Annotated in this window: 6 protein-coding genes and 1 pseudogene; 1 reads left to right on the top strand and 6 read right to left on the bottom strand. The window is 56.8% G+C overall.

Annotated elements, in window-relative coordinates; all coding sequences use genetic code 11:
- Positions 1 to 371: 371 nt before the first annotated feature.
- Positions 372 to 605 carry a hypothetical protein gene (locus tag G6N73_RS33465; protein ID WP_165034201.1) on the bottom strand — a complete coding sequence of 78 codons (234 nt, stop codon included), beginning with the start codon at positions 603 to 605 and terminating at the stop codon, positions 372 to 374.
- A 257-nt stretch (positions 606 to 862) separates the two neighbouring features.
- Here G6N73_RS33465 and G6N73_RS37630 point away from each other — a divergent pair.
- Positions 863 to 961: pseudogene (locus G6N73_RS37630) on the top strand (transglutaminase family protein); the annotation flags it as partial.
- Positions 962 to 1462: 501 nt separating this feature from the next.
- Here G6N73_RS37630 and G6N73_RS33455 read toward each other — a convergent pair.
- From G6N73_RS33455 to G6N73_RS33435, 5 genes are all read right to left on the bottom strand, one after another.
- On the bottom strand, positions 1463 to 2020 hold the full coding sequence (locus tag G6N73_RS33455) for a GtrA family protein (protein ID WP_165034200.1): 558 nt from the start codon (positions 2018 to 2020) through the stop codon (positions 1463 to 1465).
- 117 nt (positions 2021 to 2137) lie between these two features.
- Complete coding sequence (locus G6N73_RS33450) at positions 2138 to 3139, bottom strand: UDP-glucuronic acid decarboxylase family protein (protein ID WP_165034199.1); 1002 nt, start codon at positions 3137 to 3139, stop codon at positions 2138 to 2140.
- An 80-nt stretch (positions 3140 to 3219) separates the two neighbouring features.
- Positions 3220 to 4356, bottom strand: a complete 1137-nt coding sequence (locus tag G6N73_RS33445) for an NAD-dependent epimerase/dehydratase family protein (RefSeq protein WP_165034198.1) — start codon at positions 4354 to 4356, stop codon at positions 3220 to 3222.
- Between the two features lie 30 nt (positions 4357 to 4386).
- Positions 4387 to 5118, bottom strand: coding sequence for a glycosyltransferase family 2 protein (locus tag G6N73_RS33440; protein WP_165034197.1), 732 nt, complete (start codon positions 5116 to 5118; stop codon positions 4387 to 4389).
- Positions 5119 to 5210: 92 nt separating this feature from the next.
- The gene (locus G6N73_RS33435) at positions 5211 to 6770 is read right to left on the bottom strand and encodes a glycosyltransferase family 39 protein (RefSeq protein ID WP_165034196.1); all 1560 of its coding nucleotides are present in this window, start codon (positions 6768 to 6770) and stop codon (positions 5211 to 5213) included.
- Between the last annotated feature and the right edge of the window lie 1338 nt (positions 6771 to 8108).

Raw genomic sequence — 8108 nt, 5'->3', positions numbered from 1 at the left:
ACGAATTTGGACCGCTAACCCATTCATTTGCCAATGCACCCTTTTCAAGGACTGAACGGGGCGAGCGGCGAACTCCACGCGGAACCGGCGATGATCGACGGGAAACCTTTGCCGGGCCGAGGCGGCGCGCCGCAAAGCTATTCAAGCCCGCGACCTGATGGCAATCCTGCCCCCGATTCAACCGGGATCGCTCTTTGACCTGGAGACTGTGCCGTGTGCCTACGCCCGCTGACAGCAGGGCGCGCGTTGGCAACCGCTGTCGATAAATCGGGCGTCAAATGGGTGGAGCCGAGTCCCGTCAACCGGGCGCGGTACAGGAGGGGCAAGGAGATCTAAGGCACACGACGCTCAAGGATGTGCGGGAGGAATGATCATTCGAACCGACCGGCCAGCTCCTCGATCAAAGTGCCGTCCCGATTGAAGGCTCGAAGGTCTTGGAGAGCTGTCTCGTCGTCCATGGCATCAACCCAATTGCCGACGATTCCCAGGAGATCGTCGGGCGCGTTGAGTCTTTCGAGCGCCGCATAGAGTTCCTGGACCACAGCGATCCGAACCGAATGCTTGTCACGGCCGGTCTCCGGCACAATGATCTCTGCTTCCGCCATGGGAATACCCCTCAGGCGAGCGGGGCCTCAGTCGCCTCGGTAGGAAGCGATAGGTCCGGCCGTCCTCCCGCGTTTATGCCTCTCAAAGCGCTGCCAGTACATCCGTGGTCAACGCCCCGAGAGATCACACTATTATGGCCTACTCACCTGCAATGGTCAGCCTATGAAAAAGGGGGGCTCCTACATCTTCCGCTCAAGCGCGGCTCAGCCAACAGCGTTAATCGATCCGGCAGACGACGCGATAGCGAGCATCCTCCATCCTGATCCGCTACGGATATGAAATCCTGCACCAGCAGCCGACTGCATTGGTACGTCTGTTATCGGTCCACGATGGCCGCGCGTCCGCAATTCTCATAGCCTCTTTCAGGTACGGCTGCGGAGAGTGGCAGGGCGGATCGTTCCTTGCGCTTTCATCTCTTGATCGGCTCGAATTTGCACCGGCCTGTCACACCCGGAGATGATCTAACCCCCTTTGCGGCGCCGATCGCACGACCAGAAGAAGGCCCTTACGCACGCTCGGCTCATTGCCCGATCTAAGCGAAGTCGGGAGTGAGACAACTTGCCAAGGAGCCGAGCGCCGGTCGGGAATGTCGCCAACATTCCGACGCGTCAGTGTGCACGAGAATAGGCCTTCGGGAACACTTGTACAAAAGGCTTAAGCCGGCACCCGTCTCGCGGCTCCGGCGCGGCCGAAACGTCTCACGCGGATTGATGCGGCTCGCGCTCAGACCGGTTCGGAACATGGGCGATCCCTAGCGCTTACCGTTCTGGAATGTTCCGCATTATAGCCCCCGTCACCAAACATTGTTCTGGCGGAGAGATAATATTTCGTACAGAACCTATCAGCCTATCAGCAGTCAACAGCGAAATGTGAAAGTCTTGTTCAAATAATAATTTACCGGGAAAATAGTTGCGGTAGTTATTATCTGAGCCAGCAGGTAGGGAACTACCGCTGACATAGCGCCAAAGAGCAAGGCATTGGCCGCAAGCGTTACCAAAGTTAACGAGACGAAACGCGGCCCTGCAATGACATGCCGGGATTTGGACCGGAAGGTAAAATGGCGCTGAAGACCATAATTGACGACGACCGAGATTCCCAACGCCGCCGTTGAAGCCAACAGCGAGTAAAAATGCAAGAACTCCACAAAGACGAAGAGCAAGCTGAGTTGGAGGAGCGCCGCGCCGGTGCCAATAAGACCGTAACGTAGCACCCGCACCGTCGCGAGCATCCGAAGTTTTTCCCAGAAAAGAGCTGGTGGCCGATACCGCCACAAACTCTCGGCCTGGAAAGGCTTGTTCGAGCAATGGGAAGTGGCGTCGATGTTCGCGGCGCGGCTTTCGAGGATGTCGACCTGCGGCCGGCGACTGACCGCTGGACGGTCATCTCCCGCTCGCAACTGCGCTTCCAATGTCATGAGCCACAACGCCTTCTATCGCAATGAACTTGCCATGCCTGTTCGCACGCCCCGTCATCGGCGGCTATCGGTCTTTGTACGAGAGTCTTCCTGCGGCTTCGCCTCACATCGCGATTTCTATGCAAAGCTTGCCTCGTATCGCGCGCCCAATGCAGTGCGATAGTCGGTGCGTCTGAGCAGTGCCTCAAAGTGGTCGATCGTAGCCAGGAGCCCTTCCTTCAAACCCACCTTGGGAGACCAGCCGAGTTGCTCCCTTGCGCGAGATATGTCCGGCCGTCTCCGGCAGGGATCGTCCTGTGGCAGCGCTCTGTATGCGATATGCGACCTGGACCCGGTAAGTTCGATGATCAGGGAAGCCAAGTCCCGCATTGTGATCTCGGCGGGATTGCCAATGTTGATTGGTCCCTCGACTTCCGGCGGCGAATCCATCATCCGCAGCAGCGCCCCGACCGTGTCGTCGACATAGCAAAATGATCGCGTCTGCGACCCGTCCCCATAGACGGTGATATCCATGTTGAGGAGCGCTTGGACAATGAAGCTCGAAACCACCCGCCCATCGCTTGGGTGAGTGCGGGGCCCGTAGGTATTGAAGATGCGAGCGACCTTGATTCCCACTTGGTGCTGTCGTTTGTAGTCGAAGAACAAAGCCTCCGCGCAGCGCTTTCCTTCGTCATAGCAAGAGCGCGGCCCAATCGGGTTGACGTTGCCCCAATAGTCCTCCACCTGGGGATGAACCATGGGGTCGCCATAGACCTCCGAAGTCGAAGCCTGCAGGATGTTGACTTTCAGCCGCTTCGCCAGGCCAAGCATATTGATGGCGCCTTGCACGCTGGTCCTGATAGTCTTCACCGGATCGAACTGGTAGTGCACCGGGGAAGCCGGGCACGCCAAATTGAAGATTTTATCTACCTCGGCGTAAAGCGGTATCGTTACATCGTGCCTGAGCAGCTCAAACCGCGGATGAGACAAAAGACGCTCGACGTTTTCACGCGATCCGGTGAAGAAGTTATCCAGGCAGAGAACTTCCGCTCCAGCTTCGATCAGACGCTCGCACAGGTGCGATCCTATGAAACCGCAGCCGCCCGTCACTAGGACACGATTGGTAAACAGACCCGCCATGGTTTCCTCTCACGCATCAGAAGAAATGCACCTGCAGTCCCAGTCTGGAAGCGTATTCGACTTCCCGTGTATCGCGCACCTTACCGCGCCAAACCTCTCTTCGCCAATTCGGCCGCCGCGGCTTCGAAACGGTCGTCCGCCTTCTGGCTCTCGGCCCAGTCTATAAGATCGTCGATCCCGGTCTCCAACTCGACTGTCGGCGCGTAGCCCAGGTGCTCCTTGATCTTGCTGATGTCGGCGTAACAATGCCGAACGTCTCCTTCTCTGAACTTGTACTCGATCTGAGGCGCAATATTGCGTCGCAGCTTTCGCGAGAGGAGAATTGCAACGTCCTTGATGGATGTCGGCCGACCAGTGCCGACATTGAAGACGTGCCCGTTGGCTTCGTCTTTCACAAGCGCAAGCGAGATCGCCTGGACGACATCTTTGACATGCACGAAATCACGGGTCTGATTCCCATCCTCAAACACCACCGGAGGGCGATCGTTGAGAATGCGTGAGGAAAATATCGCCGCGACACCAGTATAAGGATTGCCTAATGATTGCCGTGGTCCGTAGATGTTGAAGAACCGAAGCGCCACGCTCGGTATGCCATAAGCTCTGCCGACGACCAGGCACATCTCCTCCTGGTCTCTTTTGGTGATTGCATAGATGGACGTCGGCAAAACGGGCTTGCTTTCAGCCGTCGGTACAGGTGTTGTCGTTCGGCCGCAAATTGGGCACCGCACCTCCCAATCGCCGACCGACATTTGTGTTGCGCCTCGAAGCGCCGGCGTGACGCTGCCACAGCTTGCGCAATGCGCCCCGCCTTCGCCATAAATCGACATCGACGACGCCACGACGAGCTTGCGCACATTGTGCTTGCGCGACGCAAGCAACTCCAAAAGAACGGCGGTGCCGATGGTATTGTGGTCCACGTATCTGTGGACCTCGTACATCGACTGGCCAACTCCCACCTGCGCTGCCAAATGTATGACTGCGTCTACGTCCCTCAGCGCAGCGCCGAGTTGTATTGGACTCCGAACATCGCCAAAAACAAGTTCGACACCATTCAGGGGTATTCCGTTCGGCAACAGATTGCGCAGGTTGCCCTGCGCCCCGGAATGGACCTGTGGTTCGAAATTGTCGAATATCCGTATGTCGTGGCCCGAATTGTGAAGCTCCTCGCACAGAAATGACCCGACGAAGCCTGCGCCGCCAGTGACCAGAACCTTCATCGGAACTCTCCTAGTTCTTCTAGGTTGAAGCTAGAATTCATATCTTCCTCTATAATTATGCCATATAATCTTCAAAACGTCGAAACCGTATTGTACCGGCTTCAAATGGGATTTTTCATCGGCATACCGCGTGGGAATTGCGATTTCCGTGATACGGAGACGCTTCTTCCCAGCCATCATGATCATTTCACCATCGAAATGAAATGTATCGCTGAGCTTTGTGAAAGGTATCGTCATCAGGCATCGACGCGAATAGAGCATGTATCCACTATGATACTCGCTCACGCGAAGGCCATATGCGAAATTCTCTATCGCTGTGAGAGATTTGTTCGCTATGTACTTATACAGCGGCATGCCGCCTTTCAGAGCGCCGCGTTCGAGCATTCGCGAGCCGACGACGAGATCGGCTTCGTCGTTGTCGAGAGGGGCCAACAACTGGGGTAGAAGCTCCGGGGCGTATTGGCCATCCGCATGCAGCAAGGCCACGATGTCGGCCTGTTGTTGCAGCGCGTGAGAGAACCCCGTCTTCTGCGCCTGCGCGTAACCCTTGTTCTTGGGGTGCTCTATCACTTCGACATTGGGCCGCGACAGCGCGATCCTTGCCGCAACCGCTGCTGTCTCATCGGTACTGCCATCATTCACAACTATGATTCGAGCGCCGCGATCGTAAATCTCACTTGGGATCCTGTTGAAGACGCTTTCCAGTGTTAGCGACGCCTGGTAGGCGGGAATAACCACAAACAACTTCTTCATTGAGCCCATGACATTTCTCCGTCGTGATGTTCAAAATTTCCCGCTGTGCGATGGTTCGATCCTGGCGCAGTATTCAAGGGAGGTTTTCCGTCATCTGTGTCCTAATGATTCCGATAATTGCCGGCCGCTGCATAGACGCGGCCATCAGGTACTGTGGCAATTCGAGCGAGGGGCACGGATAGAAGGAGTTCTTTTTCGATGATCAGGTAGTCGCGCCAGTTGATTTCATCGACAATCACCACATACGCGTTCGCCTGCTCAAGATTATTGCGTAACTCATCCATCTCTTCATAGAAAGTCTTTGGACCGTCGTCCCGGCCAGTGAGATGATTAAATCGAGCGGGAAGATACGTTGCGCTCCGCTGCAATCGAAACGCGATGAGGTCGGGCGCATTGGAGTAGATCGGCACGCCTTCCGGCAGTTTCTCCACAGCCTGGAGAACTGGGGACGCCGCCCAAGTTCCGCTCGCATATCCTAGGCCCAATTCATGCGCGGATTTGGTGAACAGCGCAGTCCGTGCAAGGTTCGAGGTCAGGATGACTCCCGCGACCACAGCAAGAACGGTCGTAGTCGTCCGGCTCAGAGTGAACTTGAAGCTGTGGTTCCCGAATAGAATCGCTGTCGCAAGGGCAGCAAATACGTAGAGAGGCAGCAGGAAACGCCCGGTGAGATAAAGTCTGTATTGGATCATCACCGAAAATATCAGAAATGCCGCATAGAACAGCGACAGAAAAATCAGTGCGATCGGCACCAGAGTGGAGGCCTGCGATCGCCGGTCTGGCGACACGCGCAGCCACTCCCGCACGTATCTCGCCATAGCCCAGACCGCGGCTCCGCTTGCGAGAGCCAAAAACAGAAAGCGTGCCGCGGAGGGCACCGGCGCGGGCAAGAGCATGACCGATGCCGACCGAAGCGTCGCTATCCAGAAAGCCGCATCGGGACTGCCGCGGAACTCGAAGGCACGTCCCGTGGAATCTCCGGTGGTCAACTCGCTCACCACGACCCAGGAGCCGAAGACGCCGACACATGCGGCTGTCATTACCACGCAATCGGTAACCCTCCTCGGCAAGTTGCCGTCGCCAACAAGGAGTCTCGTAATCACGAGTGCTGGAAGCAGCGGTGCAGTCGCGAATCTGGTAAGCATCCCGAGTCCGATCAGCACCCCGACCAATGCGAAACCAGATCTCCAGCCGTTCGCCACGGCGATCGGGAAAACCAGAATCGAGGCCAATACGAACACAAAGAATAGTGCCTCGGTCATGGCGACGGAGTGGTACTCGACAAACACTGGATGATAGACAATGAGGGCAGTGGCCATTACGGCCAGTGCCGGCCGCAACTGCGCCAGGTGCAGCAAGCGCAGGATCAGAACAATGTTGGCGATCAGAAGTGCCCACCCCAGCCACCAGGCCGCTTCGCTAATCGCGAGGCCATGCGACGAAATCGTCTGCAACAGCCACGTGTATAGCGGAGCAAAGTGGTGTGCGCTGCCAATCCGGAAGTAGGCGACGGAGTCGGGCAGGATGCCTATGCCGTGAGCTGTACTGGCTATGAATATCGCGGATGAAACAAATATAAAGGCGAGGTAGGCGAAAGGTGGCTGGTTCGCATCCTTCAGGGCTGCGACTTCGGTCGTTGCGGAGGAACTACCTGATGGCATACCCACTCTCGTTCTGCCTTTCCTTCCCGCGGCGCGTGTATCGAGTATTCAGGATCGGTCGCGAACAATTGGCACAGGGTTGATTCCCTACCTTGCATCGCTCAAGTGATCACCTCCTACAATCGGGCTAGCGCGGGTCGCGGAAGCTAGTCCTTTTTGGGCTAACCTGCCTCTATCGAAGTGGCGCTTAGCCGAAATCGCCACCAGGCGCCCGCGCGCTGCGTCGTCGGCAATACTGAGCAGCGAAGCGCCGGCCATTGGCGGACTGATCACGGATGAGATCCAGCGACTGGCGCACGTTTGGCCATGCCGCCGTCATACGTCGCTCGGGCAAAAACCTCGACGATCTGCTTCCGCACGATGTTTGCAGCAGATCGCGAAGCTCCAAGCGGAGATGCCGGCCATCGTCACCAAAGCCGTGCGCGATGCACAAAAATGGGGCGGCAGCTCTGAATGGCGCCGTCGTAGGGCCAGGCGGCTCGTTGTTGACATCAACAACGACGGAAAATGGGCTGTCTCGTGCGGTTTCCATTCAATGTCGGTCGCTGGTCCTGCCTGATGGTGGACGCTCCGACGCGGCGCGGAGTGCCGTCGCGCCTACAGCACCGCGAATCCGACCGCGAGTCCCAAGATCGAGGCGGCAAGAATGATTTCGGTGAAATTGATCGACATGGATTTCCTCCTCCCCAGCATAGGAGACACTGTAGATGCGGCCCTGTCCAATCACCTTGGGTGGCTGACCAAAATTTGGCGTGTTGCCGCAGAAGAAGCACGGAGAAAAAGGCCGGCCTCCCAGTTTTGGGGACTCACGCCGGCCTTATGAGGCGTATGGCAATGGCAATGTTCAGACTGTGAGGCGCCGAGCTGTTGGTCGCAGTTAGCCAAATTAGTTAGAGCCAGCGTCTCATCGGCCTCTTGACCTCCCCGCGCGAGGGCGGCGGAAGGAGCTGCCTTGTTGACAAATCAACGGTCGCCGCAGGGCCTTTTTTCATTTTAGCTGGAACATCGGCAAGGTTCTACCGGCCCATAGCTGCCCTGGAAGTAATGCGCGGCGGCTTTCCCCTTGCTTCGTGTCGTGCGGCAATAAAGCCACTAATGCGATTAAAAAATGCGGCGGCGCTCGAATTCTGATCGCGATTGCGTTCCGTACGTTGTAGAAGGATGCTGCGCACGGCTATCTGATTCTCGTGAGGTTTAAGAGCTTACGTTGATCACGCCCGGAGAGTATTTCAGACCGGCTCCTATAGATTGAGGGGTATTTTTTTGTCGCTTGGACGAAAGCATGTTTTCGCGGCGATTATCGTGTCTGTGTTGGCGCAAACTCCAACTGCAGCCTCT

The organism is Allomesorhizobium camelthorni (assembly GCF_011045125.1).
In the GTDB taxonomy this organism is placed as follows: Bacteria; Pseudomonadota; Alphaproteobacteria; order Rhizobiales; family Rhizobiaceae; genus Allomesorhizobium; species Allomesorhizobium camelthorni.
This window is presented reverse-complemented; position numbering and strand designations above follow the sequence as displayed.